General features: G+C 56.5%; 31 protein-coding genes and 1 riboswitch. Of the genes, 24 read left to right on the top strand and 7 right to left on the bottom strand.

What is annotated here, in order from left to right; translation table 11 throughout:
- Nucleotides 1-186 precede the first annotated feature (186 nt).
- Nucleotides 187-510 carry a GNAT family N-acetyltransferase gene (locus D7024_RS07990; protein ID WP_121451310.1) on the top strand — a complete coding sequence of 108 codons (324 nt, stop codon included), beginning with the start codon at nt 187-189 and terminating at the stop codon, nt 508-510.
- A gap of 8 nt (nt 511-518) precedes the next feature.
- Here D7024_RS07990 and D7024_RS15165 read toward each other — a convergent pair whose 3' ends face one another.
- Nucleotides 519-932 (bottom strand): hypothetical protein, encoded by a 414-nt coding sequence (locus tag D7024_RS15165; RefSeq protein WP_243113865.1) that lies wholly within the window; start codon nt 930-932, stop codon nt 519-521.
- Between D7024_RS15165 and D7024_RS07995 the strand changes: the two genes are divergently transcribed.
- Nucleotides 852-1,736 (top strand): endonuclease, encoded by an 885-nt coding sequence (locus D7024_RS07995; RefSeq protein ID WP_243113842.1) that lies wholly within the window; start codon nt 852-854, stop codon nt 1,734-1,736. The genes D7024_RS15165 and D7024_RS07995 overlap by 81 nt on opposite strands.
- 514 nt (nt 1,737-2,250) lie before the next feature.
- On the opposite strand, the gene D7024_RS08005 is transcribed toward D7024_RS07995, so the two are convergent.
- The 5 genes from D7024_RS08005 to flgN all read right to left on the bottom strand — a co-directional run bounded on the left by D7024_RS08005 (nt 2,251) and on the right by flgN (nt 6,392).
- Nucleotides 2,251-2,775, bottom strand: coding sequence for a ribonuclease toxin HepT-like protein (locus D7024_RS08005; RefSeq protein WP_121451312.1), 525 nt, complete (start codon nt 2,773-2,775; stop codon nt 2,251-2,253).
- Complete coding sequence (locus D7024_RS08010) at nt 2,717-3,127, bottom strand: nucleotidyltransferase family protein (protein ID WP_121451313.1); 411 nt, start codon at nt 3,125-3,127, stop codon at nt 2,717-2,719. The genes D7024_RS08005 and D7024_RS08010 overlap by 59 nt, the downstream gene beginning before the upstream one ends.
- Nucleotides 3,128-3,336: 209 nt before the next feature.
- The gene (flgL, locus tag D7024_RS08015; RefSeq protein ID WP_121451314.1) at nt 3,337-4,284 is read right to left on the bottom strand and encodes a flagellar hook-associated protein FlgL; all 948 of its coding nucleotides are present in this window, start codon (nt 4,282-4,284) and stop codon (nt 3,337-3,339) included.
- Between the two features lie 99 nt (nt 4,285-4,383).
- Entirely contained in the window at nt 4,384-5,868 is a 1,485-nt protein-coding gene (flgK, locus tag D7024_RS08020; RefSeq protein ID WP_121451315.1) for a flagellar hook-associated protein FlgK, read from the bottom strand.
- A 29-nt stretch (nt 5,869-5,897) separates the two neighbouring features.
- Nucleotides 5,898-6,392 (bottom strand): flagellar export chaperone FlgN, encoded by a 495-nt coding sequence (gene flgN, locus D7024_RS08025; protein ID WP_121451316.1) that lies wholly within the window; start codon nt 6,390-6,392, stop codon nt 5,898-5,900.
- Between the two features lie 166 nt (nt 6,393-6,558).
- On the opposite strand from flgN, the gene D7024_RS08030 reads away from it, so the two are divergent.
- The gene (locus D7024_RS08030) at nt 6,559-6,930 is read left to right on the top strand and encodes a flagellar protein FlaG (protein WP_165859314.1); all 372 of its coding nucleotides are present in this window, start codon (nt 6,559-6,561) and stop codon (nt 6,928-6,930) included.
- 222 nt (nt 6,931-7,152) lie between these two features.
- Here D7024_RS08030 and flgM read toward each other — a convergent pair whose 3' ends face one another.
- Entirely contained in the window at nt 7,153-7,455 is a 303-nt protein-coding gene (flgM, locus tag D7024_RS08035) for a flagellar biosynthesis anti-sigma factor FlgM (protein ID WP_121451317.1), read from the bottom strand.
- 322 nt (nt 7,456-7,777) lie between these two features.
- On the opposite strand from flgM, the gene pseC reads away from it, so the two are divergent.
- The 21 genes from pseC to flhB all read left to right on the top strand — a co-directional run bounded on the left by pseC (nt 7,778) and on the right by flhB (nt 25,268).
- Nucleotides 7,778-9,010 carry a UDP-4-amino-4,6-dideoxy-N-acetyl-beta-L-altrosamine transaminase gene (gene pseC / locus D7024_RS08040; protein WP_121451318.1) on the top strand — a complete coding sequence of 411 codons (1,233 nt, stop codon included), beginning with the start codon at nt 7,778-7,780 and terminating at the stop codon, nt 9,008-9,010.
- A 200-nt stretch (nt 9,011-9,210) separates the two neighbouring features.
- Nucleotides 9,211-9,298: riboswitch (cyclic di-GMP riboswitch) on the top strand.
- Nucleotides 9,299-9,665: 367 nt separating this feature from the next.
- A complete protein-coding gene (gene flgB / locus D7024_RS08045) occupies nt 9,666-10,067 on the top strand; it encodes a flagellar basal body rod protein FlgB (protein WP_121451319.1) in 402 nt (133 codons plus the stop codon).
- Nucleotides 10,068-10,073: 6 nt separating this feature from the next.
- Entirely contained in the window at nt 10,074-10,520 is a 447-nt protein-coding gene (gene flgC / locus D7024_RS08050; RefSeq protein ID WP_121451320.1) for a flagellar basal body rod protein FlgC, read from the top strand.
- Between the two features lie 35 nt (nt 10,521-10,555).
- Nucleotides 10,556-10,855 carry a flagellar hook-basal body complex protein FliE gene (gene fliE, locus D7024_RS08055; RefSeq protein ID WP_121451321.1) on the top strand — a complete coding sequence of 100 codons (300 nt, stop codon included), beginning with the start codon at nt 10,556-10,558 and terminating at the stop codon, nt 10,853-10,855.
- Nucleotides 10,856-10,871: 16 nt separating this feature from the next.
- Nucleotides 10,872-12,398: a flagellar basal-body MS-ring/collar protein FliF gene (fliF, locus tag D7024_RS08060; RefSeq protein WP_121452516.1), complete on the top strand. Its 1,527-nt coding sequence runs from the start codon at nt 10,872-10,874 to the stop codon at nt 12,396-12,398.
- 7 nt (nt 12,399-12,405) lie between these two features.
- On the top strand, nt 12,406-13,407 hold the full coding sequence (gene fliG, locus D7024_RS08065; RefSeq protein ID WP_121451322.1) for a flagellar motor switch protein FliG: 1,002 nt from the start codon (nt 12,406-12,408) through the stop codon (nt 13,405-13,407).
- On the top strand, nt 13,391-14,203 hold the full coding sequence (locus tag D7024_RS08070) for a FliH/SctL family protein (RefSeq protein WP_121451323.1): 813 nt from the start codon (nt 13,391-13,393) through the stop codon (nt 14,201-14,203). Before fliG ends, D7024_RS08070 begins: the two co-directional genes overlap by 17 nt.
- A 37-nt stretch (nt 14,204-14,240) precedes the next feature.
- Nucleotides 14,241-15,557 (top strand): flagellar protein export ATPase FliI, encoded by a 1,317-nt coding sequence (gene fliI / locus D7024_RS08075; protein WP_121451324.1) that lies wholly within the window; start codon nt 14,241-14,243, stop codon nt 15,555-15,557.
- 80 nt (nt 15,558-15,637) lie between these two features.
- Nucleotides 15,638-16,075 (top strand): flagellar export protein FliJ, encoded by a 438-nt coding sequence (locus D7024_RS08080; RefSeq protein ID WP_121451325.1) that lies wholly within the window; start codon nt 15,638-15,640, stop codon nt 16,073-16,075.
- A gap of 144 nt (nt 16,076-16,219) precedes the next feature.
- On the top strand, nt 16,220-17,866 hold the full coding sequence (locus tag D7024_RS08085; RefSeq protein ID WP_121451326.1) for a flagellar hook-length control protein FliK: 1,647 nt from the start codon (nt 16,220-16,222) through the stop codon (nt 17,864-17,866).
- Between the two features lie 15 nt (nt 17,867-17,881).
- Nucleotides 17,882-18,286: a flagellar hook capping FlgD N-terminal domain-containing protein gene (locus tag D7024_RS08090; protein ID WP_121451327.1), complete on the top strand. Its 405-nt coding sequence runs from the start codon at nt 17,882-17,884 to the stop codon at nt 18,284-18,286.
- Nucleotides 18,287-18,679, top strand: coding sequence for a TIGR02530 family flagellar biosynthesis protein (locus tag D7024_RS08095; RefSeq protein WP_121451328.1), 393 nt, complete (start codon nt 18,287-18,289; stop codon nt 18,677-18,679).
- Nucleotides 18,680-18,732: 53 nt separating this feature from the next.
- Complete coding sequence (locus tag D7024_RS08100; protein WP_243113733.1) at nt 18,733-19,638, top strand: flagellar hook-basal body protein; 906 nt, start codon at nt 18,733-18,735, stop codon at nt 19,636-19,638.
- Nucleotides 19,639-19,798: 160 nt separating this feature from the next.
- Nucleotides 19,799-20,614, top strand: a complete 816-nt coding sequence (locus D7024_RS08105; RefSeq protein ID WP_121451330.1) for a flagellar hook-basal body complex protein — start codon at nt 19,799-19,801, stop codon at nt 20,612-20,614.
- 254 nt (nt 20,615-20,868) lie between these two features.
- Nucleotides 20,869-21,351: a flagellar basal body-associated FliL family protein gene (locus D7024_RS08110; protein ID WP_125185636.1), complete on the top strand. Its 483-nt coding sequence runs from the start codon at nt 20,869-20,871 to the stop codon at nt 21,349-21,351.
- 61 nt (nt 21,352-21,412) lie between these two features.
- Nucleotides 21,413-21,793, top strand: a complete 381-nt coding sequence (fliN, locus tag D7024_RS08115; RefSeq protein WP_207666910.1) for a flagellar motor switch protein FliN — start codon at nt 21,413-21,415, stop codon at nt 21,791-21,793.
- Nucleotides 21,790-22,260, top strand: coding sequence for a flagellar biosynthetic protein FliO (gene fliO, locus D7024_RS08120; protein ID WP_121451332.1), 471 nt, complete (start codon nt 21,790-21,792; stop codon nt 22,258-22,260). Before fliN ends, fliO begins: the two co-directional genes overlap by 4 nt.
- Entirely contained in the window at nt 22,235-23,032 is a 798-nt protein-coding gene (gene fliP / locus D7024_RS08125; RefSeq protein ID WP_121451333.1) for a flagellar type III secretion system pore protein FliP, read from the top strand. The genes fliO and fliP overlap by 26 nt, the downstream gene beginning before the upstream one ends.
- Nucleotides 23,033-23,073: 41 nt before the next feature.
- Nucleotides 23,074-23,343: a flagellar biosynthesis protein FliQ gene (gene fliQ / locus D7024_RS08130; RefSeq protein ID WP_121451334.1), complete on the top strand. Its 270-nt coding sequence runs from the start codon at nt 23,074-23,076 to the stop codon at nt 23,341-23,343.
- A gap of 13 nt (nt 23,344-23,356) precedes the next feature.
- Nucleotides 23,357-24,127 carry a flagellar biosynthetic protein FliR gene (gene fliR / locus D7024_RS08135; RefSeq protein ID WP_121451335.1) on the top strand — a complete coding sequence of 257 codons (771 nt, stop codon included), beginning with the start codon at nt 23,357-23,359 and terminating at the stop codon, nt 24,125-24,127.
- Nucleotides 24,128-24,197: 70 nt separating this feature from the next.
- Nucleotides 24,198-25,268 (top strand): flagellar biosynthesis protein FlhB, encoded by a 1,071-nt coding sequence (gene flhB / locus D7024_RS08140; RefSeq protein WP_121451336.1) that lies wholly within the window; start codon nt 24,198-24,200, stop codon nt 25,266-25,268.
- Nucleotides 25,269-25,348: the final 80 nt, after the last annotated feature.

The raw sequence follows: 25,348 nt of genomic DNA on the forward strand, positions 1-25,348 counted from the left end.
AGATGATGCGCACACTATCTTGTGACAAAACTGACCAGCGAAGGGGGAGGGCATATACATTGGATTTACGAAACAAACCCGATTTGGGATGAGAACAAGAGTCGTATTATTGGCGGAGCCTCCCAAGGGTGCTTTAATATCTGCAGCCCACAATTAGGCGCGGCCCTGCCATATAAGTGGTGGAGATTGGAGACAGAAAACAGGGAAATTATTGGCTATGGTTGGCTTAGTAATTCTGAACGACAGGGCGAGGCTGAAGTTTCAGTTGCAGTTAGCGTAACAGGTAGAGGTTACGGCACCAGGATTCTCCATAACCTCGACAAAGAAGCCAAGAAGCTTGGGTATACTTGTATTGCTGCAACTGTGAGGCCAGAGAATCCTTGTGCCAGGGATGTTATTACCTGGCTTTTTAAAAATGGGTATAAGGCGGACTGTTTCCCTGAGGGAAGCCAGGAAGTGGTATTTGAAGCGGGAAAAAAGATTCCAATTTCTATGGTAAAATCGATATAAGGTAGCCGTCAGATCTGACAGGTATTGCAATCTTTATTCCCTTTCTCTGTGTTCTGTCCAGCCCAGGCAGGATGAATCACCAAAAATTCTGCGGGCAAACCTGCTGCATTTTGTGCCGAAGGCGCCCCATAAGGAAGGGAAAAGGCTCCGGGATTGAATGCAGAGCAATCTTGCCGGCACCGGAACGAAAAAGGAGGCTTTATAAGAACCACCAAATGGTGCTTAACGAGTATAGACAACAGCGCAAGTTTATAGTTGCCTTCTGGATTTTTCTTAAAAAGTGGTGAACTTCCTTGGCTTTTGCTTCCCTCTTTGCCGGAAAAATGCTGGGCGACGGGTATATGAACGTAACCCACAGAGCGCCGCGGTTTTGTTTTATTCATGCACTGGCAGATAAGAGCTACGCCGAGTATTGCTTTCATTTGTTTGCAAACTATCTGCCTTATGGCCCCAACGGGATGCAGGTTAGAAGTAATTTTGACCGCAGAACGCAGAAGAAGTACGTAAGGGTTTTGTGCCAGTCCAGGACTTCTCCCCTTTTGGAAAGATTGTATCCCACCTGGTACAAAGGGCGCAAAATAATCCCCATGGATTGGGTTGCCCATAATTTAGAAGCGGATGGGCTTGCGCTTTGGTTTCAGGATGACGGAAACTTAAAAGAGGGCGGCCGCCGGATAATATTATCCACGGAATCCTATACTCTGGAGGAAAAGTCTTTTCTCAGGTTCCTGCTGCAAAGTAAATTTAATATTTCTGCAAACATCGATGGACAGGGAAGACTGGACATTTCTTCGCGCCTTGAGGTGCGGAAATTTCAGGCACTGGTTGAACCGCTGATGCACGCCAGCATGTTCAGGAAAAGTATGGCTGAACAATGGAGGCAATGGGCAATTCAGTGGCAGGAACTTGCCGGAATTCACCGGGGAACCTGCCGGACATCCATTTATCTGCCCTATGACCTGTATGATCGACTTCGGGGAGAGGGTTATTCCAGTTTGTTGAATAATTTGCTGAGCGAATGGATGGACAAACAGTGGGTGGAAAACGTGTGTGATGCCGCCAGACGCTACCGCTGGCTGTTAAAACACGAAAAAACCCCAAAGGGTACATATCTGTTGACGCCGCGATTTCGGCCGGATGTAAAGGGAAGGCTGGATCTGCTGTCCATGGCTACTGGCTTTGAACGTTCGGAACTGGTCATTATTGCGCTGAAAGATAGGTTATAATTCAAGTCACTGGAATGGTGGACAATGGATAGCCGGGAGAATCGTACGTTTATAGTAGACTTCTGGGCCGGGATTTTTGCTTTCTTGAGGTGGATATCCTTATTCTAGCTAATTCGCCATTATTTTCTAAACGGGTTGGCTATTTATTTGTAGACGCGTGGGTACTGGGCCATTTAATTGCCTCTTTTTTAGCCGTAATATTGATCAGGTTTATGGAATTTAGTCCTCTGCGTTATTTTATTCTGGGCTATGCCTTCCTGAGGATGTTTGAAATTATCATCTACCAGGTAAACGTCCTTTTATTTGATGAGCACAGGGCCAGGGCCCGGAGCAGGGATTATTCCGTGCGAAGCGGCTGCACACCGCCGGTGCCGGAGGAGTCTACAATTCCGAAGTTATCCCCGCTTCTCTTCCCTCCGTTATTACTCAAGGTGACACCAGGGAAGAGGCCTTCGCCAATGCCCGCGAAGCAATAGCTTGTTACTTAGAATACGGCCGACTGGTATAATTGCGATTATTCAATGTTCTTTTCCAGTTCTTCGATCACACCCGTGATAAATGTCTTGAACTGGTCCATTTTGCTCTTTAAAAGACCCAGGATATCGCCCATATTTTCCGCCAGGTGGCACATTTTCAGCCAGCGCAGCTCACCGGCATAGGCATGGCGGAAAAGGTGGCAGAAGCGGCGGTATTCATCCAGCTCATCCATTAATTCCCTGGATATGACCCCGGGCCGCAGTCCTTCCAGTTCTACGGCCATGCTTCTTAAAAGTTCCCGGTGCCAGTCTCCGGCCTTAACCGGCCCGCCGTCGATCTGGCGCGAAATGCGCTCGAACATTGATTCCACACCAGTGTAAAAATGATGCAAATAGGCCGCCATGGCCATCAGATCCCGGTCAGGCACGGGACCGGTTCTGGCATTCACTTCCTCAAATAATGCCCTGGCTTTACCGGCAATCTGATCAATTGCCCGCAAGTCTTCATTTATTTCCGATATCAGGCGTTTTAAGCGGGCTATTTTCCTCTCCCTGGCGGTCATATAAGACGATCCCTTCTTTTTGCACCCGTTCCTTTAATGTTTCCACGGCATTTTCCAGGAGCACCAGATCCACCGCAAAGGGGCGGGCTATCTCTTCCGCCAGCCCGTAGGCCTTCAGGTATTCCCTTTCCGGGAGGCCGGCCACGGCCAGATCTATGTCCGAAAACTGATCAAAATCATCCGTGGCCAGGGAGCCGAAAAGGCAGACCTTTGTCACGCCGAACCGGCGGGCAAGCTGCCGGGCTATTTCCCCGGCCTTTTCCCGGGCCAGGCCTGCTTTTTGCTCCAGCTCTTTTTCTTCCCGGGCCACTTCTTTCAGGTGGCCCTGCAGGTATTTCCGGTAATTGTTCATCGTCCCGCATCCTTTATAACCCTCTTATTGGCGGCAAAGGTAAATCCCCCCACGCTTCTGCATCCCGGCACTATTATACCAGAAAGTTGAAAAGCATAATAGCCCGGTTGAGCTGCCGCATTTACGGAAATGCAGAAAAGAAGCTGGAAGTTTCCTGTAAGCTTCCAGCTTCTTCTTAAAGATGGGGGACGGGTCAGGTGTAAAAACGGTCAGCGCAAATAGTCCAGCAGAGACGTTTCCAAAATTCTGGCCCCCGCAGCCAGGGCCGCCTGGTAGGCGAGCTGCTGGCGGGAGAGGTCCACGGCCACCCGGGCCACGTCGGCGTCCTCCAGGCTGCTCAGCACCTGGGTGAGTCGCAACTCCTGGTCCTGGAGCTGGTCGCGCACCGATTCGAAGTGGCTGGTGCGGGCCCCCACCTGCACCCGGTAGCGCAGGATGTGGTCGAGCTGGTCGTTCAGCGCGCCGATGGAGTCGTTCACCCCGGAAGCGTCCGCCGCCTTCAAACTGTTCCTCAAAGCCAGCAAAACCTGGAAAATCCCACCGGTCAACTCGTACTCGTCGCCTGAAACCTGCGCCTCCCCGAAAACACCCCCCGGGGTGTCCGGGTTGCCATCGTCAAGTATCACCGCCGGCACGTCAATTGCATAATTGGCCTGGTCCATTATCTCCCGGGAAACGCGCTCGAGGTTACCCTGATAAAATATATTGTCGCCATCCCGTCGGAAGGGGGGGCGGTCGTTTTTCGTCCCGGCAAAAATGTACTTCCCGCCCACGGTGGTGTTGGCGATGTCCACCAGTTCGTCGATCATTTTGTCGATCTGCTCGCCGATGGCGGCCATGTCGTCCGGTTCCAGGGTGCCGTTGGCGCCCTGGATGGCGTATTCGATGGCCTTTTGCAGCAGTTCGCCCGTCGTGCCCAGGGCGGTATCGGCTCCGTCCAGGTAGCTCAGGCCGTCGGTGATGTTGCGCATGTACTGCTGGTTCCGCTCCACCGCCGCGCGCACGTTGAGGAGCTGGCTCAGGGCCGGCGGGTCGTCGCTGAGCCTCAGCACCTTCCGCCCGGTGGACATTTGCTCCTGGGTGCGGGCCAGCCTCTGCATTGCATCCTGGATGTAGTTCTGAGTGCGCCGGGCAATCAGCATGTGGGTGACGCGCATTGTCTTTCCCTCCGATCAGGGATTTATCTTTTTGCCGTTATTCCTGGCGTCTGGCAACACGGGTCTTCCACGCCTGTACATCGCTCCTGTTGTTGCTTCTTAACCGGTCCTGTTGATCAGGTAATCCAGCATCTCGTCGATGGCGGCCAGCACCCGGGCGCAGGCCTGGTAGCCGTACTGATACTGGATCAGCCGGGAGAGTTCTTCGTCCAGGTTGACCCCGGATACAGACTGGCGCAGGGATTCCACCTGCTCGGCGACGGTGCGCCGGCTTTCGGCCATGTCTGATGCGCTGCCGGAGCGGGCGCCGATGTCGGCCAGAAGGGCGTTGAAGTATTCATTGAACGTGGCGCTCCCCAGGTCGGCTAGGTCCACTTCAACCGGGTTGCCGCCGGCGTCTTCTCCCAGCTTGTAGCCCGCCGTGCCGTCCATCCCGATGGTGGCCAGCCGGGCCACGTACAGGGCGTTTGTACCGTCGATCTTCGTGGGGTCTTTCATAATCTCCGGGTTTACGGCGAAAGGATCGCTTTTGTCACCTAGCGAGCCGGTGAAAAAGTCTATTTGAGGTGGCTCATGACCGTGGTTGAGAACCTGCTTAATGGTGCTTGCTAGGGCCTGGGACAGTTCGTCTAAGTTATACATATACCCGGAAATTCTGCTGCGGACCTCTTCCAGCCCCGCCAGGCCGCCAACTTTTGGTAGGCTTGCCGGGTAGTCGGTCAGGGAAACTTCTTTACCGCCAATCTGCAACTTTACTTCCTCCGGAGATCCGGCACTATATTCCAGGCTCACCGTAACATCTGCAGAGATCACGTCCACCCCGAAAAAGGTCAGGTTTATTTCGCCGGTGGGCTTACCCCCATCGGTCAGGTGAGTGACGCTTACCGGCCCGTATTCCGCCAGCCGGTCCAGGAGCAGGTCCCGCCTGTCCAGGAGGTCGTTGGGCTGGTTGCCCTGGGCGTAGACCCGCTTGATGGACTCCGTCAGTTCCCGGATTTGCCGCAGGATTTCATTTACCGCGTCCACCTGGTCTTTGAGCTGGCCGCCAGTAACGTTGCCGCCGGAGTCGATCTTCAAAATGCTTATCGAAATATCGTTCAGCTGCTGGTACGCCTCCCTCATCATGGTAGCCAGCTCGCCACCCGTCTCGGCCACGGCGGCCTTGACGCCGGGGTCCTGGGGGGTGTTGTTCAGGTCGTGCCAGGTATTGAAAAACCTGGTGAGGGTGCTGGCAATGCCGCTGGCGACGGGCTCGGGGAAGACGGCCTCGATGCGGCCGAAGATTTCCTCCTGCACCTGCCAGTACTCCCGGGAGGAAATGCTGTCCCGCGCCTGCACGTCCAGGTACTCGTTTTTAATGCGCCGGATCATGGTCGCTTCCACGCCGGTGCCCAGCTGCCCCGGAAGCAGCTTGCCGCCCAATGTCGGGTTGGCGTACGGGTCGGTGGCGGCGATGACCGCCTCCTGCCGGGTATAGCCGGGCGTGCTGGCGTTGGCCACATTGTGGCCGGTGATGTCCATGGCCGTGCGGTGGGTCAAAAGCCCCCGCCGGGCGATTTCCAGGCCGAAGAACGTTCCGGGCATGCGAAAAATGCACCTCTTCTCTTGGGGGGTTACACGGATTTATCGACAAAAGACGGGCCGTTGCCGCCTTTATTCATGGCGCCGTCCGGCAGGTATGTCTTTGCAGGGGCCGGGGCAACGGCCCTTAAAAGGCGCTCGCAGAAGCGCAGGGCGTTTTGGGCCAGCAGGTTGTTCAGCCTGACCTGTTCCGCCAGTTCCCTGGCCTTCCCCCGCAGGTCTGCCACCAGGTTCATTGCTTCCTGCCTGCCCGGCACCGGCGGCAGGGCGACGACCAGTTCCGCCAACGGTGCCCCCGGGGACAGGCCGCAGGCCCGCCCGGCGCATTCCTGCACCCTGGTGCGGGCCGCCTTCAATTCCTCCATCTGCCGCGCCAGGAACTCCAGCTCTTTCGTTACCTCGTTCAACGAGTCCCCGCTGTTTTTGCGCAGGGCGGCGTTTTGCTTTTCTGCCGCCGCCGCCATCTTTTCCAGCGCGGCCAGTTCCTCTTTTAACATGGAAACCAGTTCTTCTATAAGTTCCTGCATAACGGCCACCGCTCATCAAAAAAGCGTTTCTTTGTTTATTTTCGGCAGGAGGAAAATATCCTTGAGCTTCTCGTTTCCGAAAAAACTTTTTGTCACCTTAATTTTTTGCCACATCATGACGAATAAGAAAAATAGTAAGCCTTATTCAGAGAAAGGCAGGATGAAGATGAGTAAGGTGGAACCAGTTGGCAGACCAGATCTTTCCTCCATGGTAAGGATGTCCCAAACCTTCAAAAATGATCTCCCCAACCTCGGGGAGCAAAGGGATAAAGACGCGCTCCTTTTGGAAGAAAAAGGAGAGGATAAAAGGCCCACCATCCAGGAGGTGCGGGAAGCCGTCGACCAGATCAACGAGACCATGGAGCTCTACCGCACGGAACTACGGTTCGTCCTGCACGAGGAAAGCGGGGAGATCATGGTGAAGGTGATTAACGCTGAGACGCAGGAAGTAATCCGGGAGATCCCTCCGGAATGGACCTTGAAAATTGTGGCCAGCGTGAAAAGGATGCTGGGCCTGATTCTGGACAGGTTTATTTAGTACCGGGCCCACTGCGGCACGGGAAATGACCGGTAAAAAGAGTTTCAGTTTGCCGGCGTGTATCAGGTTTAAAACCGGGTTGCTGGCAATATTAAACCGCCGGCAAAAACCGGCGGTGCTTCTTACACCTGCGCTCAAGCCGGTTCACAACCCCGGCACCGCCCATAACTAACCGGCCGCTCCGGCGGGGGCGGCATCCCCCGGCCGCACCGTACCCCGGCATCACACATGCCTGTCCAGCCGGCGCTCTTCCATGATGCCCGCCGCCACCCTTTCCCCGTCGATAAAGTAGGTGCCTTCCGCAAGCCGTTTTTTTACCGATTCAACCAGTTCGTCCCTGACTTCAGGAAGCTTTTTTAAATGTGACCGGTAGAGCTGTAATTCCCGTGCCCGGTCGGAGATTTCCACGGAGTCGGCCGGTGGGGAATGTTTGGGGCTGCCGTTCTTCTTGTTTTCTTCTATTTCAAGACGTTTCTGGTAAACGTTCATTACCTGCCGGGCATCAAGATTATTGGTAATCCTCATCGCCTATCCACCCCCTGTTAAAACCGTGCGTAGCGGTTTCCCTGCTGTTATCGTAAGGTAATCTCAATATTCTTTTTCGGAAGAAACCCCAAGATTCTTTAGCTATCAAATCGCCTCTTCTGTTCACCGGTTAGGAAATATCTTTTGCCCCCCACTGCAGTTAAATTATACCTTGAATCATGAAAGCCGGGCAACTTTGTCTTCAGGTAACGATTCCTTTTCCTTGATGTTCATGCCGCCGTATGATACGATACTAAAGGTTAATATGCTTTTTCGCTGATCAGCCCGTAAAAAATACATAAAAAGGAGCAGTAATTCAGTTATGGCCGTGCGAGACAATCATCCTGAACCACTTCCCGCCATTGCCGGGGGTGAACCCGTACGGGAAACGTATCTTCCCTATGCCCGGCAGTGGATTGAAGAAGACGACATCGAGGCCGTCGCCCGGGTAATGCGGGGCGACTGGCTGACCACCGGCCCGACCCTGGCCGAATTCGAAAAGCAATTTGCCGCCCGGGTGGGCGCCCGTTATGCCGTGGCCTTCTCCAGCGGGACGGCGGCCCTGCACGCGGCCTGTTTTGCCGCCGGTGTGGGCAGGGGTGACGAAGTGATTACCAGCCCCATCACCTTCGTGGCCAGCGCCAGCTGCGCCCTCTACCTGGGGGCGAAACCCGTGTTTGCGGACATAGATCCGCGTACATATAATATCGACCCGGTGGAAATAGAAAAAAAGATCACCCCGCAAACAAAGGCGATCATTCCCGTACATTTCACCGGACAGCCCTGCGATCTGGACGCCATTCACGCCCTGGCTGAAAAGCACAATCTTGTGGTCATTGAAGATGCCTGCCACGCCCTGGGGGCGGAATATAAAGGGCAGCCCATCGGCTGCTTGAGCGATATGACCGTCTTCAGCTTCCACCCGGTGAAACACATCACCACCGGGGAAGGGGGAATGGTGACCACCAATTCCGGCGAACTGTACCAGTGGCTGCTGCTTTTCCGCAACCACGGGATCACCCGGGACCGGGAATTGATGGTGGAGGATCAGGGACCCTGGTACTACGAAATGCTGGACGTTGGTTTCAATTACCGCCTCACGGATATCCAGGCCGCCCTGGGTTTGAGCCAGCTGCGCAAGCTGGACCGTTTTCTGGAGCGCAGGCGCGAGATTGCCCGCACTTATAACGAGGCCTTTGCCAGCCTGCCCGAAGTGGAAATCCCGTACCAGGCGCCATACAGCCGTTCGTCCTGGCACCTTTACGTGCTGGTTTTGAAACTGGAGCATCTAAAATTCGACCGGCGCCAGGTCTTCGAAGCCCTGCGGGCGGAAAACATCGGGGTAAATGTACACTATTTGCCCGTGTACCGCCATCCCTACTACCGCTGGCTGGGGGACCCGGACAGCTGCAGCCTTTCCGGGTTTTACTGTTTCCACGCGGAAGAGCTGTACGAGCGGATTATCACCCTGCCCCTTTATCCGGCCATGGATAATGAGGACGTAAATGATGTGATCCAGGCAGTACGGAGGGTTATATCCTGGGCACGAAAGTAAAAGGGAATTTCCCCGCTTCCGACTTTATTCGACATTATCTTTGGTTTTACTCTATGTCTTGCGTCAAAAAGCTTAAGTTTTTGTTATTTTTTTTGTGTTTTTTTCTTCTCTATAGAAGGAATTTGGGAGAACGTGTCAAATAATTTATCACTTAGTTGCCAAAGTCAACCTGCTTTTAAAAAAATAACCCACCTTAGCACATTGTCCAGGGGCAAACTTCACCGAAAGGGAGGGACGCAAAGCCACGGGCCTAAAGCGGATTCTCGCTAAGGCAGCCGGGTTGCGACAATGCTTCCCGACCTTTGGGTCGGGTTTTTTATAGACCGGCAAAGAGTGGAGGATATTCAAAGCACCAGGAGAAGGTTTTTCCCCTGCCCCGGGAAGGTAACGTTCATAAAATCACCTTCTAACAATACTAATACGAGGTTAACCTTCTTTATTATGAGGGTGAAACAGTCCACTGCGCACATTATCCGGGAGCAAACTTCACCAAAAGGGAGGGGCGCAAAGCTACGGGCCTGCGGTGAATCTCAGTTTTGGGCAGCTGGATTGCGATGGTGCTTTCCCGACCTTGAGGTCGGTTTTTTCGTCAAAACATATTACGTGGTAAAAGATCCCAAGCGACCGGAACCGGAAGAGGCGGAGGTGGTTTTCTTTGGATCTTTTCGCCAGCCCCATTATGGTGGCGCTGCAAAAGCAGCTGGATGCAGCGGCACTAACCCAAAGGGTAATTGCCCATAACGTGGCCAATGTGAATACGCCGGGATTTAAAAAATCTTCCGTCAGCTTTACGGAAGAACTGCGGCGGGCGCTGGGGGAGGACGTCCTGCCGCTGGTTACCAGTGACCCCAGGCATATCGGGGCTCCGGTCCCGCTGGCCCGGGTGGAACCCACGGTGGTGAAGGAGGAGGGCACCACCATGGGTTACAACGGCAATAACGTGGACATTGATCAGGAGATGGTAAACCTGGCCGCCAATACCCTGACGTACCAGGCTGCCGCCCGGGCTCTGGGCGACCGCCTGTCCCTGTTAACCTATGTCATTCGAGGGAGGTAACAGACGGTGCCTTTATTAGATGTATTCGGCATTAGTGCCTCAGGCTTAACAGCATCGAGGCTCTGGCTGGATATTACGGCCAACAATATTGCCAACCTGCAAACGGCGGGCAGGCCCAACGACCCCCTGAACCCGGCCTACCGCCGGAAAGTTCCCGTGTTTGCCGAGAAACTGCGCCAGGCCCTGGACTCCCCGCCCGGCCAACCCTCCTTCAACGCTGCCGGCGTGAGCGTGGCGGCAGTAGTGGAGGATCCATCCCCGCCCCGGCTTGCTTACGAGCCCTCCCATCCCCTGGCCGACCCCAATACGGGATACGTGGCCTACCCCAATATCAATATTGCCAACGAGATGGTCAGCATGATTGCAGCCACCCGGGCCTACGAGGCCAACGTCACGGTTTTGAACGCGGCCAAGGACATGGCCTTAAGGGCTCTGGAGATAGGCAAGGGCTAATATTCAATGTAGCTAACGAAAGGGGCACTCTGTAGATGCAGGTTTTACCCGTTTCCCCTTTAACCCTGGTACCCACGGCAAGCCAGCCCGCAAAGCCGGACGCTGCTGCCGGCGCTCCCGGTTTCGGCCGGATGCTTGAACGGGCCCTGGAAGAGGTAAATAACGCCCAGGTGCGGGCCGACCGGGTGGGCCTCGACTTCCTCACCGGCCGGGTGCAGGAACTGCACCAGCTGACCATTGCCATGGAAGAAGCCCGGATAATGATGTCCCTGGCCGTGGAGGTGCGCAATAAAATAGTAGAAGCCTACCAGGAAATTTCGCGCATGCAGGTTTAAGGAGCTGTTGTAATTGATGGACCCCAAACAGATCCTGGCCCCCATTAAGGAGCGGTGGCAGGCGCTGCCCCGGTCCCGGCAGGTTCTTTTCGCTGCCGCTGCGGCGGGACTGCTGACGACCGTAATTTACCTGGCCGTTCTTATCGCCCAACCTGCATACGCTCCCCTGTTCACCGGCCTGGAGCCAAAACAGGCGGGCAAAATTGCCGAAGAACTGAAAAACATGAAAATACCTTACCGGCTGGAAGACGAGGGCAAAACCATCGCCGTACCGGAAGGGCAGGTGTACAACACCAGAATTCAGCTGGCCAGCAAGGGGATGCTGGCCGATTCGGGGGCCGGGTTGGAGCTTTTTGACCGGCAAAAGTTCGGTGTCACCGACTTTGAGCAGCAGGTTAACTACCAGCGGGCATTACAGGAGGAACTGCGCCGCACCATCACCAGCCTGGACGAGGTGGAACAGGCCCGGGTGCACCTGGTGCTGCCCCGGGAAAGCCTCTTTCTGGACAACCAGGTGGAACCTTCTGCCTCGATAGCCTTAAAACTCAAGGGTGAATTGAAGCCCGAACAGGTAAAGGGCATTATGGATCTGGTGGTGGGCAGCGTCCAGGGAATGAAGCCGGAAAACGTACACATCATCGACATGGAGGGCAACGTTTTAAGCGACAACCTGGCCCTGGCCGACGAGCGGGCCAGGCTGGCCCGCCTGTCCATGGAGCAATACCAGGTGCGCCGGCAATATGAAAAAGAACTGGAGACCCGCATTCAGCAGATGCTGACCAGAATCCTGGGACCGAACAAGGCAGTGGCCATGGTTACGGCCGACATGGATTTTGACCAGCGCCAGGTTACCACCACCACCGTCCAGCCGGGGCAAACTTTGAGCCAGCAAACCATTACCGAAAGCGGCTCGGGCACGGGTATCAGTGGGGTGCCGGGAACTCCAAGCTCTCAGCCAGGAAGTACCGTTCCCGCACTAACAGGCGGCAATTCCCAGTACCAGAAGCAGCAGACCATCACCAACTATCAGCTGGGCAGTCAGCAGCAAACCCTGGTCGCCGCGCCGGGAACCCTGCGCCGGCTCTCGGTAGCCGTGGTTTTAAACGGCAACTACAGCGCACCCCAGCTGCAGCAGGTCCAGGACATGGTTTCGGCAGCGGTGGGCCTGCAGCAAAACCGGGGGGATCAGATTAATGTTTCGGCCATGCCCTTTGATACCTCTTACCTGGACCAGTTCCGGCAGGAAACGGCGCAACCCCCCACCATGCTGGCCAGCCTGAAAAAATACTGGCCCGTGGCGGCGGGAGCAGCCGGGTTGTTAATGGGCCTGCTTCTGTTGATCCTGTTTATCCGCCGCCGGCGGCGCCGTGCATATGAACTGGAAGCTGTGGAAGAGATGCCGGAAACTCCTGTAGTAACCGGGCATGTGCCCGCACCTGAAGAAACGCCTGCACAGCCCGGCAGGGCTCAGCAAATCAGGGACATAGCCCGGGAAAAACCGGCTCAGGTAGCCGAGATTTTAAAAGTGTGGCTCAAGGAGTAGATGCACCGTGGTTGGTAGACTGACCGGTTTACAAAAGGCGGCCATTGTCCTGATCGCCCTGGGTGCAGATCTGTCCGCCAGGGTATTGAAACATTTTCCCGATGATGAAATAGAAATGCTCACCCAGCAGATCTCCATGCTGGAAAGCGTGCCCAAAGAAGTCCAGCAGGCGGTGCTGGAAGAGTTTTTAGAGTTGAGCAAAGCTCGGGAATACCTGATGCACGGCGGTTACAAGTATGCCCGGGAAGTACTGGAAAAAGCCGTGGGTCCCCAACGGGCGGAGGAAATCCTTAACAAAGTGTCGGTAGCCATTCAGAAAGTTCCTTTCAGCAACCTGCGCCGGACCGACCCCAAACATTTGCTCAACTTCATCCGGGACGAACACCCCCAGACCATCGCCCTGATCATCACCCACCTGGTGCCGGAGCAGGCAGCACTGATCCTTTCCTCCCTGCCTCCGGAAAAGCAGAGCGATGTCGCCCGGCGGATAGCGGTCATCGACCGCACACCCCCGGAGGTAGTAAAAGAAGTGGAAAAGGTTCTGGAAAGAAAGCTCTCGATGGTGGTTCAACAGGACCAGACGGCGGGTGGTGTAAAAACTCTGGTCAACATTTTAAACCGGGTGGACCGCAGCACTGAAAAAACCATCCTGGAAGAACTGGAGGTTTCCGATCCCGACCTGGCCGACGAGGTGCGCAAGATGATGTTTGTTTTCGAAGATATTGTCAAGCTCCACGATACGGCCATACAGCGGGTTCTGCGGGAAGTGGATACTAAAGACCTGGCCAAGGCCATGCGGGGGGCCAACGAGGAAGTCAACGAGCGCATCTTCAAGAACATGTCCCGCCGGGCGGCCGATATGCTGCGGGAGGAAATTCAGTTCATGGGGCCGGTGCGCCTGCGGGATGTGGAAGAGGCCCAGCAGCGCATAGTGCAGATTATACGCCGTCTGGACGAAACGGGCGAAATTATCATCGCACGGGGTGGAGAGGATGCGATCATTATTTAAAATCATCCGGGGCGGCGTATCCTGCAACGAGGAGCCGGTTTTCGTAACCCTGCGCTATGATTTCCCCGTACTGCCTATAAAGACGGATGAACCCCAGGAGGGAAACGGGAATGGCCGGGTAAAAACGGTTTCCCTCGAAGAAGCCAGAGGTAAAAGTGAAGAAATCCTGGCTGCGGCTCAAAGGGAAGCCGCAGCCATACTGGAAAAGGCACGGCACGAAGCGGAGGCGCTGGCCCGGGAAACGGCCGCCAGAGCCCGGGAAGAAGGGCTGCAGGAAGGGTGGGAAGAAGGCTACCGGGAAGGTTACCGCAAAGCCGTGGAAGATGCTGCGGCCGGGGCTCAGGCCTTGAGGGAAGAAGCCCGCCAGGTACTGCAGCAGGCCGAAGAAATCCGCCGCGCAACCCTGGAAGCTCTGGAGGGAGAAGTGGTGGCCCTGGCCCGGGAAATGGCGGAAAAAATTGTGGCCGCCCAGTTGACCATCGACCCCACCATAGTGCTGAATATAGTGAGGGAAGCTCTGGAAGCGGCCCGGATACGGGAACAGGTGGTTATTTATGTAAACCCGGAGCAGAAGAAATTGATGGAAGAAAGACGGGAGGAAATACTCCTTATCCTGCCCCCCGGAACGGTCCTGAATATTATAGGCGATCCGGCAATAGAACCGGGTGGATGCCGCATCGAAACGGCCGACGGCAGGGTGGACGCCACCCTTGATGCCCGCTGGCAAGCCCTGGAGGAAGTGCTGAGGGAAGCAGGGCTGCAGGTCGCCGGGCAAGGGAGGGTGGATCCATCATAGTTTCTGAAGGCTGGATTGGAAAGTGGGGATAACGCAGATGGCTTTACCTCAAATCGACCTGGAACGCTGGCGCCAGCGGGTGCGGGCGGCCAAACTGCTGCGCCCCACCGGGCAGGTGGTACGGGTCATCGGCCTGACCGTGGAGGTGCGGGGCATTGCCGCCCGCATCGGTGAAATCTGCGACATCCACGTGCCCGGTGAAGCACCGGTGGTGGCTGAAGTGGTGGGTTTCCGGGAAGATGTCACCCTGCTCATGCCCCTGGGGGAACTGCGGGGCATTTTCCCCGGCTGCAGCGTGGTACCCCGGGGCCGGGGCCTGTCGGTGGCGGTGGGAGAACACCTCCTGGGGCGGGTGTTGGACGGGCTGGGCCGGCCCATGGACGGCCGGGAGCTCATTGCTCCGGACCAGTGTTACGTACCGGTGGACAACTCCCCGCCCAACCCCCTGTCCAGACAGCCTATCACGCAGATATTTTCCACCGGGGTACGGGCCATCGATGCCTTTCTCACCTGCGGGCGGGGACAGCGCCTGGGCATTTTTGCCGGCAGCGGGGTGGGCAAGAGCACGCTCCTGGGCATGGTGGCCCGGTACAGCAGTGCCGATGTAAATGTGATCGCCCTGGTGGGGGAACGGGGCCGGGAGGTGCGGGACTTCATTGAAGGGGACCTGGGTCCTGAAGGCCTGGCCCGTTCGGTGGTGGTGGCCGCTACCTCGGACCGCCCGGCGCTGGTGCGGGTAAAGGCCGCCTTTCTGGCCAGCGCCATTGCCGAATATTTCCGCGACCGGGGTAAAGACGTGCTGCTTCTCATGGACTCGGTCACCCGTTTTGCCATGGCCCAGCGGGAGGTGGGCCTGGCCATCGGCGAACCTCCGGCCACCCGCGGTTATACCCCTTCGGTTTTTGCCCTGTTGCCCCGGCTGCTGGAACGTTCGGGGATGGGGGCCACGGGTTCCATCACCGCCTTTTATACCGTGCTGGTGGAAGGGGACGACATGAACGAACCCATTACCGATGCGGTGCGGGGCATTCTGGACGGGCATATAGTCCTGTCCCGGGAAATGGCGGCCCAGAACCACTACCCGGCCATTGACATATTGCAGAGCGTCAGCCGGGTGATGCCGGAAATAGTGGATCGGGAACACCTGGCCCGGGCCGGCAGGCTGCGGGATCTGCTGGCCACCTACCGCCAGTCGGAAGATTTAATCAACATCGGCGCTTACGCAGCCGGGTCCAACCCCCAGATTGACGCCGCGGTAAAGGCCTATCCCCGTATTGTACAGTTTTTACGCCAGAACATGCACGAGTACAGCAGCTTTGAGGAAACGATGAAGACCTTACCGGATCCCGGGTAAACGATTGGCCTGTCCGGCGATGGAATAACCGCCGCAAGAGCGCAGTTTGTTACACACCTGAAGCTTAAGGGGTGTCTGGCATGCGCAAATTTCATTTTCGCCTGGAACCCGTACTGCAGTTCAGGGAACAGAAGGAAGAGCAGGCCATCCTGGCCCACTCCCGGGCACAGCGGGAATACCTGGACCGGGTGGAAGAGCTGAACAGGACAACCTCCCTGCTGGAAGAAAGTTTTGCCGGTTGTAACGAGGGACCAATGCGGCCAGAGAACGAATTTCACCTGCTGCTCTGGCGGGAGCGGCTTATAAATGACCGGAACCGCCGTCAGGAAGCGGTGGCCATGGCCAATGAGAAGCTGATGCGCTGCCGGATGGAAGCCTTTGAGGCCCGGCGCCAGAGGATGATTCTGCAGAGGCTGAAGGAAAAGCAGCTCCAGGCCCACATCCTGCAGACAAACCGGGCCGAGCAAAAGGAAACGGATGAACAGGGGCTCAGGCTCTTCTGGTGCCGCCGGAATTAAGCAGTAAACTGCCCGCGGGATCATTTGACCCGGCAGGCGGAAAGCAGGATACTGCCGGACAGGTGCTGCAGTATTTGAGCTACCCGGGGGAGGTGATGGCAAAAAACAAGGAGGAAGATTTTAGAAAAAGGAGGTGGAACGTTCATGGAAATTAATTTTGTCTCCCCGGTGTCGGAACGACCATTTTCTCCAGGCGGCATTACAGCCGGCGCATCCGGTTCCAGCACGTTTCTTTCTTTATTAATACAGCTGCTGGGCATAACCGGGGAAGGTACAGCCGCTGCAAACGCAACTGGTGGGGATTTAAACACCGGTACGGAAACCGGCGGCAACCAGGGGCCAGATGCCGGCTCTTTTCAGGAGCCTTTTACCGGTCTCATTTCCCTGTTGCCGTCTCACGGCAGTATTTTCGACGAACCACCCACACCTGTATTGAACAACTCCGGGAAGGCGGCAGGAGAGAACACCGGGAAACACGGGACCGGGATGTCCGGTGATTGGACAGCCCTCCTGGCGGCAATCCCGGGCCTTGATGCGGCAGAGCTTCTCCATTATCTGCTGCGGAACGGGATAGATGAAACAGCCCGCGCAGCCGGTCACGGTGAGTTTGGTTTCCCGTTTACCCCGGCAGGCCAAACCGGCCCGGAAGCGGGACCGATGGTCCTGAACCGCTTGAGAACATTAATCCTGCAGCACCTGCAGGAAAATGGAGCGGGGGGTATTCAGGGTGCAGGTACAGCCTTCCCGCAAGGAAATACTGCCGCTGGGGAAAGTAGCGCTTTACCCGGTGTGCCTCCCTCCGGTCCAGAAGACATGTTAAAATCTTCCACGCCGGAAACATCCCAAATATGGCCGCATGCAACGGCCGCTGGTATCCCGCACACGAAAGCAGTGGAGGCCGGCCGACCGGAAACATTACTGTTCCGGCTGCAGCAGGAATGGACCGGCGTTTCCCCGGGAGTGGCAGGGCCGGAGAACGGAGGCTACAAAAACCCCGGTCCAGGTGAAGAGTTTGCCGGAACCGTGGCCCGGAAGTCGCCGCTGGAGAAAAGCCCGCCCTTACATGCGCTTGGGAGCCGGGGAGTTACCGGTGATCCGGTACCGGTTGAGGCTGCAGAGAAAAGTAGTGGCCCGGTGAACGTGGCAGTGCCGGGCAAAGCCCGGATACTTGAAATACCTCCAAATATGCTGACCCGGGAGACTACACAAAATATGACATCTTTTGCCATGATTCGCAGTAACGAAGGCAGGGATATCCCTCCGGGCAACAACCCTGTACAATATCTGTTGGACAATCCCGGCGGGGGAGAAATAACCGGTGCTTCCAGGGACCCTTCAGCTCCGATAATCCACCGGGAAAGCGTCAACCTGATCCAGATGCCCGGCTTGATCTCACGGGTGCTACAGCAGGCCGTGGCACGGCATATCGAGGGGCAGACCCACCTCTGGTTCAAGCTTGAGCCGGAGCACCTGGGTGAGGTAATGATCCGCCTGATCTACCGGCACGGGGATGTAAGCGCCCACTTCCTCGCCAGTAATCCCGCCGCCGGGGACGCCATTGAAAGTGCTCTGCCCCAGCTGCGCGAGGCCCTGGCCGCCCAGAATCTACACCTCCACAGCGCTTCGGTATCAGTAGGACATGAGGGCGGTCTCCCGCCCCGGAGTGATTACCAGCAACCGGGATACCATTACGGGCGGCAGCACAGCGGTTCCGGCGAAAGACCGGGCGGCAGTACCGGGCAAGAACCGCCGGCACATCCATTGCCGGGTGGTATCAACCTTTTCGTTTAAAGGTGGGATGTACAGATGGAAGTAAATTCAGCAAGCAGTATCTACTACAATCCGCAGGACAAATTTCAACCGGCCAAAAAGGAACTGGACAAGGACGCCTTTTTACAAATTCTGGTTGCCCAACTGCGCTACCAGAACCCCATGAGTCCCGTGGACCAGGACCAGTTCATGACCCAGATTACGCAAATTACCGCTCTGGAGCAGATCATGAACCTCAACAAGAACATGGAGGTGTTGCTGCGGACACAGAAGCTCTCGCTGACTGCCAATCTGGTCGGCAAGCAGGTGACGGCGGTGGGGGAGGACGGCCGGGACGTTGAGGGAACGGTGGAAAAGCTCATTATTAACGAAAACGGCATCAAACTGGTGATCAACGGCAATCTCTATGACTATGATGCGGTAAAGGAGATCCGGAGTTAAATGGATGTCAAGATTCAAGGACTTTTGCCTGCACCGCTAGCTCTCCCGGTTTCCCGGGAAGGCCGTCCTGAAAAGCAAGACAAGGCATCCCAAACGGGCTCTTTCAGGGAAGTGCTGCGCCGGGAAATGGACGGGGGCCGGCTGAAACTGTCGGCCCATGCCGAAAAACGCCTGCGGGAGCGCAACATCACCCTGAATGAAGCCGACATGGAAAAAATCAGCCGGGCGGTGAGCCTGGCCGCCAGCAAGGGGGTGAAGAATTCACTGGTTATATACCACGACCTGGCACTGGTAACCAGTGTACAGAACCGTACGGTAGTAACGGCCCTGGATCGCCATTCCGAATCCGGACGCGTTTTCACCAACATTGACGGAGCCATAATTGTCGAGTAACGGCCGGACCGCAAGGAGGCCGCGCAGCCGCTGAACGACGGAGGCGGCGCTGAATGGAAGTCAGTCGTCGGAAGTCGGGAGTCGGAAAAGTGGTTGGAATAGCCGTAGATATACGTGAGGTGAGAAGAAAAGTGATCCAGTCCATCTATACCAGCCTGGCCGGTATGCTCAGCCACCGCACGCGCATGGACGTTCTGGCCAACAACATCGCCAACATAAACACCCCGGGGTACAAAGCGGCCCAGGCCAGTTTTCAGGATACCCTTTACCAAACCATACGCGCCGGCACGGCCCGGAGCAATCCTTCCCAGGTGGGAACGGGGGTTACGCTGGCCGCTGTGCTCAACAACTTCAACCAGGGGTCGCTTGTGCCGACCGGCCGGTCGCTGGACCTGGCCATTAACGGGAACGGTTTTTTCGGCGTATTAAAGGAAACCGATGCGGGGGAGGAACTTTACTATACCAGGGAAGGTTCCTTTTATATGGATAAGGATGGTTACCTGGTGAATTCCAACGGCCTGAGGCTGGTGGACGACAGCGGTAGCGCCATCCAGCTTCAACCGAGGAGCGGCAAACCCATCAGCTCCATAAGCGTTACGCAACTGGGTGAAGTTGTGATAACTTACGGTGATGGCACCACTTCCAGCGACAAGCCCAGGATCGGCCTGTTCGATTTTCCCAATCCCAACGGACTTACGAAGATAGGAAACAACCTGTACAGCGACAACAACGCGGCACAGGCCGGCGCTGCAGACAACCCGGCAGGGACGAAAATTGACGGCAGACCGGGGGAAAACGGTATGGGCACCATTGAGTCGGGCTGCCTGGAGAGCTCCAATGTGGACCTGGCCACGGAACTGGGCAACCTGATCGTCACCCAGCGCGGTTACGAAGCCAACGCCAGGGTCTTCACCACCTCCGACGAGGTGCTCCGGGAAACCATTGAGCTGAAGCGTTAAGATTCAACCGGGATTTCGTCAGATGCTGTATGATGGTTCGTCCTGCGATGGTTAATGAGAACAGGCCAGTTCGCAAGGATGGTAAAACAGCTACCCTTTTTCCATCAACCTCTGCTTTGTAACTAAAAGAGGGCTACCTATAAAACCGGAGGGATTAAAAATGATCCGCTCTCTTTTCGCCGGCGTCGCCGGCATGAAAAACCACCAGATCCGCATGGACGTCATCGGCAACAATATATCCAACGTGAATACCGTGGGCTTTAAAAGCGGCCGGGCCAACTTTCAAGACATGCTCTACCAGACGCTGAAAAGCGCCGGCACATCAACCAACCCGGCCCAGGTTGGCCTGGGCGTCTCCCTGGCCGGCATCAGCAACAACATGAGCCCCGGCGGCCTGCAGTCCACCGGCCGCACCCTGGATCTGGCCATCAACGGTGAGGGTTTCTTCGTTGTTGTGGATCCAAATAATAACGAGGAATTTTACACAAGAGAGGGGGTGTTTTATATAGACCAAGAAGGTTACATTGTTAACGCAAACGGATACAGACTGCAAGGCATGTCTAGCAATAATATCAAAGGAGATATACAAATAAGTTTAGATTCAAATAGAGTAGTAGCCAGCTTAAATATTAGTAACGATGGAAAAATTACCGGTAAATTCACTGACGGGACAGATCTTGTCTTCGCAAATAGTTGTGATCAGATTTACTTAACAAACTTCCCTAACCAGGATGGCCTGCAAAGAACAGGCAAAAACTTGTTTAAAAAAAGCGTTAGTAGCGGTGATCCGATTGATGGTACTCCCGGTTCCGCCGGTTACGGCACCATCGAGTCCGGCTACCTGGAGATGTCCAACGTGGATCTGACCGACGAGTTCACCAACATGATCACCACCCAGCGCGGCTACCAGGCCAGCGCCCGGATTATTACCGTTTCCGATACCATGCTGGAGGAACTGATCAACCTGAAACGGTAGTAAAACCGTTATGGCGAGGATGCGGTGCTGTCGGCGCGGAGCACTGGAGTGAGCGGGGACAGCGCCGCATCCAAACGGGTTCACTGAATATTTACCCCTTAAGAATATAGAAGAGTTGAGTCAACAGTATCGAGCTACAAGCGGTGCCCGGTTCAGGGCCGGCGAAAAACATACGGTTGCCGGGTGCCGCCGCTAAAAATTCCGGCTGCCGGTTTTCAGTTGAACAGCCGGCAGCCAAAAAAGGGTGTTTCCAAATGCCTGTCAGCAGAAAAAAACAAACCGGCGGAGAAAGTGAGAAAAAACGGGGCGGCCGCGGCCGTACCATCCTCCTGTTGCTCCTGGCCGTCATTATCGGCGGCGGGGCCACCTTCGGCGCCCTGTGGTTCTTCGGCCCCCTGGCCAAACCGGTCCAGGCCACGCCCAAAGAACGCCCCATGGATACCCTGGACCTGGGGGACAGGGTCATCAACCTGGCCGACGAAGGTCCCAGCCGTTACCTGCGGGTGCAGGTGGTGCTGGAGTATCCCCATGATAAAAAGCTGGTTGAGGAAATTAAGGCCAAACAGCCCATGCTTACCGAGGCGGTGCTGACCATTCTGCGCAGCAAAACATCGGATGAAGTGCTCCCGGTGAAAAACCAGGAGGCCATTAAAAAACAAATACTCGACCACATCAACAGCCAGCTTCTGCACGGCAAGGTGGAACGGCTGTATTTTACCGATTTTCTTGTGCAATGAGCCCGGGCCGGCGCCAGGCCCCGAACGGCTGAATAACTACTGATGAAAGCAGGCGGTAACCGTGATCACCGAAGACGAAATCAAAGATATGATTGAGCGTATGGAAGGCCGGCAGCCGGCGGTCAGAAAAGTAAGCTTCCCCCCTTTAAGTGCCCCTGCAGGGGCGGACCGCCTGAAAATAGCTCTGGACTACCTTACCGACGTAACCGTAACCATCACGGTGGAACTGGGAAGCACAACCATGAATGTGCGGGACATACTGCGCCTCTCTGAAGGGTCAGTGGTGGAACTGGACCGCCAGACCGGTGACACGGTGGAAGTGCTGATCAATGACCAGCCTTTAGCCCGGGGGGAAGTGGTGGTCCTGGGCGGCAACTTTGGCGTCCGTATTGAAAGCATCCATGAAATACGAAAAACGCGGCCGGGTGGAGAAAAACTATGAGCGGCGGCGACCTGTTCTGGGCGGTGGTGCAGCTGGCCGTGAGCCTTCCCCTGGTGGCCGGCCTGGCCTACCTGGCCGTGCGCTACGGGCTGGGCCGCCGCCTGGCCGTCAACCGGGGCCGGCACATGCGGGTGGTCGAGCAGATACCCCTGGGACCGAAAGCTGCCCTGGCTCTAGTGCAGGTGGGCCGGCGCTACTATCTGCTGGCCCAGCAGGAGAGCGGTGTGACCCTGCTGCAGGAATTCGACCGCCTTCCGGAAGTGCTGCCGCTTCCCGGTACGCCCGCCGGGGACGGGCTCCGGCCGGCCTCATTTCGCCGGGATCTATCCCTGGCCATTAACCGGTTGAAGGAACGGTTCACCGGTGAAAAACCGGCTGCGCCGGATAACGGGCCAAAGCGTTTTCTGAACCAACATCAAAGCCATCTGGATGGACAGAAAGATGAAAACACTGCCGGAAAGAGATAATCGCAAAATCTCGAAACGCCCCGCCTGGCCTTACAGCCTGCCTACCCTGGTGTTCCTGCTGGCCCTTATATTGTTCCCTGCAGCAGGCCAGGCGCAGCCCCTGCCGGGCATAGACCTGCGGGTCACCCCCACGGACAACCCGGCCCAGGTAGTGGACAGCGTCAAACTGCTGGTCCTGCTCACGGTGCTGGCCCTGGCCCCGGGGCTCCTGGTCATGGTCACCAGCTTTACCCGCATTGTGGTGGTCCTCTCCATCCTGCGGGGAGCCCTGGGCATACAGCAAACGCCGCCCAACCAGGTCATCATCGGCCTGGCCATGTTCCTGACGTTTTTTGTGATGACACCTACCTTCCAGGAAATTAACCGGGAGGCCCTGCAGCCCTATTTGAACAACCAGTTGACCCAGGAACAGGCCTTTGAGGCCGCGGCCAAACCGCTGAAGGCATTTATGCTCAAACAAACCCGGGAGAAGGACCTGGCCCTTTTCGTCAGCCTGGCCAAAATGCCCCGGCCGCGGAATGCCGATGACCTGCCCTTAACGGTGGTCATCCCGGCTTTCGTGATCAGCGAACTGAAGACCGCCTTTCAGATGGGTTTTCTTTTATACGTGCCCTTTCTGGTCATCGATATGGTGGTGGCCAGCGCCCTGATGTCCATGGGCATGTTCATGCTGCCCCCGGTAATGATCTCGCTGCCCTTTAAACTGCTGCTTTTTGTGATGGTGGACGGCTGGTACCTGGTGGTCCGGTCCCTGGTGGAAAGCTTTCATTAAGTAAAACGGCGGTAAACCAACAACCGTAGGGGGAAAACGCTGTGACCGATACCCTTGTAACCCAAATTGCCCGGGAAGCGCTGATGATGATCCTGATCCTGTCCCTGCCCACCCTGGCGGTGTCGCTGCTGGTGGGGCTGGTAATCAGCATCCTCCAGGCCACCACCCAGGTGCAGGAGCAGTCCCTGACCTTTGTGCCCAAGATCATTGCCGTCTTCCTGACGCTGGCCATCACCGCTCCGTGGATGATCCGGCTGATGACCAGTTACACCACGCGGCTTTTCAACCACCTGCCCAACCTGACGGGGTAAGGAGAGAGCCATATTGCTTAACTATGAAGCGGTAGCAACCTTCATCCTGATCTTCGTCCGGGCCAGCGCTTTTTTAGCGGCGGGACCTCTGTTCTTCTTCCCCAGCGTGCCCCGGCCGTTCAAGGCCTTCATGGCTTTTGTGCTGGCCGTGGTGCTTTTCCCCGTGGTGCCGGGAGTGAAGCAGGATTTTCCAGGAGGGCTTTTGGGGTTTGCCCTTGCGGCGGCAGAAGAAGCCGGGGTGGGTTTGGTTTTGGGCTTCATTGCCAGCCTGGTCTTCCAGAGTCTGGCCGTGGCGGGACAGATCATGGACATCCAGATGGGCTTTTTCATGGCCAACCTTTTCGATCCGGCCATGGGCCACCAGGCCACCATCAGCTCCCGTTTCCTGTACCTTCTGGGCATGGTGCTCTTTCTCATCCTGGACGGCCATCACGTGCTCATTGCCGGCCTGGCCAGAAGTTATGAACTGGTACCCCTGACCGGTGCCGCCCTGGACGGAACCACCACCCTGGCCGTGATCAAGATTTTTGCGCGCATGGTGGCCCTGGCCGTCCAGATTGCCGCCCCCGTGGTGGCGGTGGTGCTGATCATCGATATCTGCCTGGGCCTTTTGGGCCGCACCGCCCCGGAAATGAACATTTTCATGCTGGGCTTTCCGTTGAAGATCGCCCTGGGCATCCTCACTTTAAGCGTGATGGTTCCGCTTTTCGGCGTGGTCTTCCGGGCCATGGTGCGCATGATGGAGCAGAACCTGTATACAGTAATCCGCGGACTTTCCGGGTGACACGAAATAAGTTAATAAATGGCGTGCCAGGCACCTGATTTATTAACTTATTGGGAAGAGGGGATGGAGATTGGCCCACGGTGGGGGCGCCCAGCAGAAAACCGAAGCCCCAACCCCAAGGCGATTGCAGGAAGCCAGGCGCAGGGGCCAGGTGCCGAAGAGCAGGGACTTTGCCGCGGCAGTTGTGCTCATGGCGGCCGTCATCCTGGCCTACCTTTTAAGGGGTCCAGCCATGGAAAACTGGCAGAAAGAGCTCACCTGGTATTTCAGCAACTGCCTGGCCTTTGATCTGGCGCCCGAACACCTGCCCCGGGTAATTTACGATGTCGCCCGCGGGGCGATATGGATGTGCACGCCGTTTTTTCTGGCACTCACCGGTGCAGCCCTGGCAGTGCACCTGGTGCAAACGGGCTTCATCTTTGCTCCGGAGGTAATCAAACCGAACCTGGAGCGGCTCAACCCGGTAAGCGGCCTTTCCCGCATGTTCAGCCTGCGCACCCTGGTGGAGCTGGGTAAAAGCATTATCAAAGTCACGGTGGTGGCGGGGGTCAGTTACCTGGTGGTCAAAGCGTACCTGCCCGAGCTGCTGCTGGTTTTTCACCGTGCCCCCCAGGCGCTCTTCGGCACGGTGGCTGACGTCATGCTGGCGGTGGCCGCGGCCGCGGGCGGTACCTTCCTGCTCCTGGCGGTAATTGACCTCTTCTACCAGCGGTGGGAATATATGCGCAGCATGCGCATGACCAAACAGGAGGTAAAGGATGAACTTAAACAGACCGAAGGAGACCCGCTCATCAAAGGCTGGCAAAGGCGCCGCCAGCGGCAGATCCTGCTCAATCGCATCCGTCAGGAAGTGCCCCGGGCTACGGTGGTAATCACCAACCCCACCCACCTGGCGGTAGCCCTGCGCTACGACGAAAAGGAAATGTCCGCTCCCCGGGTGGTGGCCAAGGGAGCCGGGGACCTGGCCCGCCGCATCCGGGAACTGGCCGCCGAACATAAAGTACCAATCATGCATAATCCCGAAGTGGCCCGGACCCTTTACCACCAGGTGGAAATCGGGCAGGAAATCCCGGTGGAACTCTACCAGGCCGTGGCCCAGATCCTGGCCCTGGTCTACCGCCTGAAAAAACGGCCGGTGTAAGTTAAGGAGGACGTGAATGTTTAGCAAAACCGTACTGACGAGGGTGCGGCACTGTCCGGAGCGAACGACTTGCGAAGCGC

This window comes from Desulfofundulus salinus, from assembly GCF_003627965.1.
GTDB classification, from domain to species: domain Bacteria; phylum Bacillota; class Desulfotomaculia; order Desulfotomaculales; family Desulfovirgulaceae; genus Desulfofundulus; species Desulfofundulus salinus.

What these genes read in the sequence shown, in the direction of transcription:
- D7024_RS08110 (WP_125185636.1), top strand. Translation starts at nt 20,869, where the DNA reads ATGCCTGTCAGCAGAAAAAAACAAACCGGCGGAGAAAGTGAGAAAAAA.
- fliE (WP_121451321.1), top strand. Translation starts at nt 10,556, where the DNA reads ATGCAGGTTTTACCCGTTTCCCCTTTAACCCTGGTACCCACGGCAAGC.
- fliF (WP_121452516.1), top strand. Translation starts at nt 10,872, where the DNA reads ATGGACCCCAAACAGATCCTGGCCCCCATTAAGGAGCGGTGGCAGGCG.
- flgL (WP_121451314.1), bottom strand. Translation starts at nt 4,284, where the DNA reads ATGCGCGTCACCCACATGCTGATTGCCCGGCGCACTCAGAACTACATC.
- pseC (WP_121451318.1), top strand. Translation starts at nt 7,778, where the DNA reads ATGGCCGTGCGAGACAATCATCCTGAACCACTTCCCGCCATTGCCGGG.
- D7024_RS08010 (WP_121451313.1), bottom strand. Translation starts at nt 3,127, where the DNA reads ATGAACAATTACCGGAAATACCTGCAGGGCCACCTGAAAGAAGTGGCC.
- D7024_RS08090 (WP_121451327.1), top strand. Translation starts at nt 17,882, where the DNA reads ATGGAAGTAAATTCAGCAAGCAGTATCTACTACAATCCGCAGGACAAA.
- D7024_RS08030 (WP_165859314.1), top strand. Translation starts at nt 6,559, where the DNA reads ATGAGTAAGGTGGAACCAGTTGGCAGACCAGATCTTTCCTCCATGGTA.
- D7024_RS08105 (WP_121451330.1), top strand. Translation starts at nt 19,799, where the DNA reads ATGATCCGCTCTCTTTTCGCCGGCGTCGCCGGCATGAAAAACCACCAG.
- D7024_RS08095 (WP_121451328.1), top strand. Translation starts at nt 18,287, where the DNA reads ATGGATGTCAAGATTCAAGGACTTTTGCCTGCACCGCTAGCTCTCCCG.
- D7024_RS07995 (WP_243113842.1), top strand. Translation starts at nt 852, where the DNA reads ATGAACGTAACCCACAGAGCGCCGCGGTTTTGTTTTATTCATGCACTG.
- D7024_RS08100 (WP_243113733.1), top strand. Translation starts at nt 18,733, where the DNA reads ATGGAAGTCAGTCGTCGGAAGTCGGGAGTCGGAAAAGTGGTTGGAATA.
- fliI (WP_121451324.1), top strand. Translation starts at nt 14,241, where the DNA reads ATGGCTTTACCTCAAATCGACCTGGAACGCTGGCGCCAGCGGGTGCGG.
- fliO (WP_121451332.1), top strand. Translation starts at nt 21,790, where the DNA reads ATGAGCGGCGGCGACCTGTTCTGGGCGGTGGTGCAGCTGGCCGTGAGC.
- fliP (WP_121451333.1), top strand. Translation starts at nt 22,235, where the DNA reads ATGAAAACACTGCCGGAAAGAGATAATCGCAAAATCTCGAAACGCCCC.
- D7024_RS08080 (WP_121451325.1), top strand. Translation starts at nt 15,638, where the DNA reads ATGCGCAAATTTCATTTTCGCCTGGAACCCGTACTGCAGTTCAGGGAA.
- D7024_RS08070 (WP_121451323.1), top strand. Translation starts at nt 13,391, where the DNA reads ATGCGATCATTATTTAAAATCATCCGGGGCGGCGTATCCTGCAACGAG.
- D7024_RS08085 (WP_121451326.1), top strand. Translation starts at nt 16,220, where the DNA reads ATGGAAATTAATTTTGTCTCCCCGGTGTCGGAACGACCATTTTCTCCA.
- D7024_RS08005 (WP_121451312.1), bottom strand. Translation starts at nt 2,775, where the DNA reads ATGACCGCCAGGGAGAGGAAAATAGCCCGCTTAAAACGCCTGATATCG.
- D7024_RS15165 (WP_243113865.1), bottom strand. Translation starts at nt 932, where the DNA reads ATGAAAGCAATACTCGGCGTAGCTCTTATCTGCCAGTGCATGAATAAA.
- flgM (WP_121451317.1), bottom strand. Translation starts at nt 7,455, where the DNA reads ATGAGGATTACCAATAATCTTGATGCCCGGCAGGTAATGAACGTTTAC.
- flgN (WP_121451316.1), bottom strand. Translation starts at nt 6,392, where the DNA reads ATGCAGGAACTTATAGAAGAACTGGTTTCCATGTTAAAAGAGGAACTG.
- flgK (WP_121451315.1), bottom strand. Translation starts at nt 5,868, where the DNA reads ATGCCCGGAACGTTCTTCGGCCTGGAAATCGCCCGGCGGGGGCTTTTG.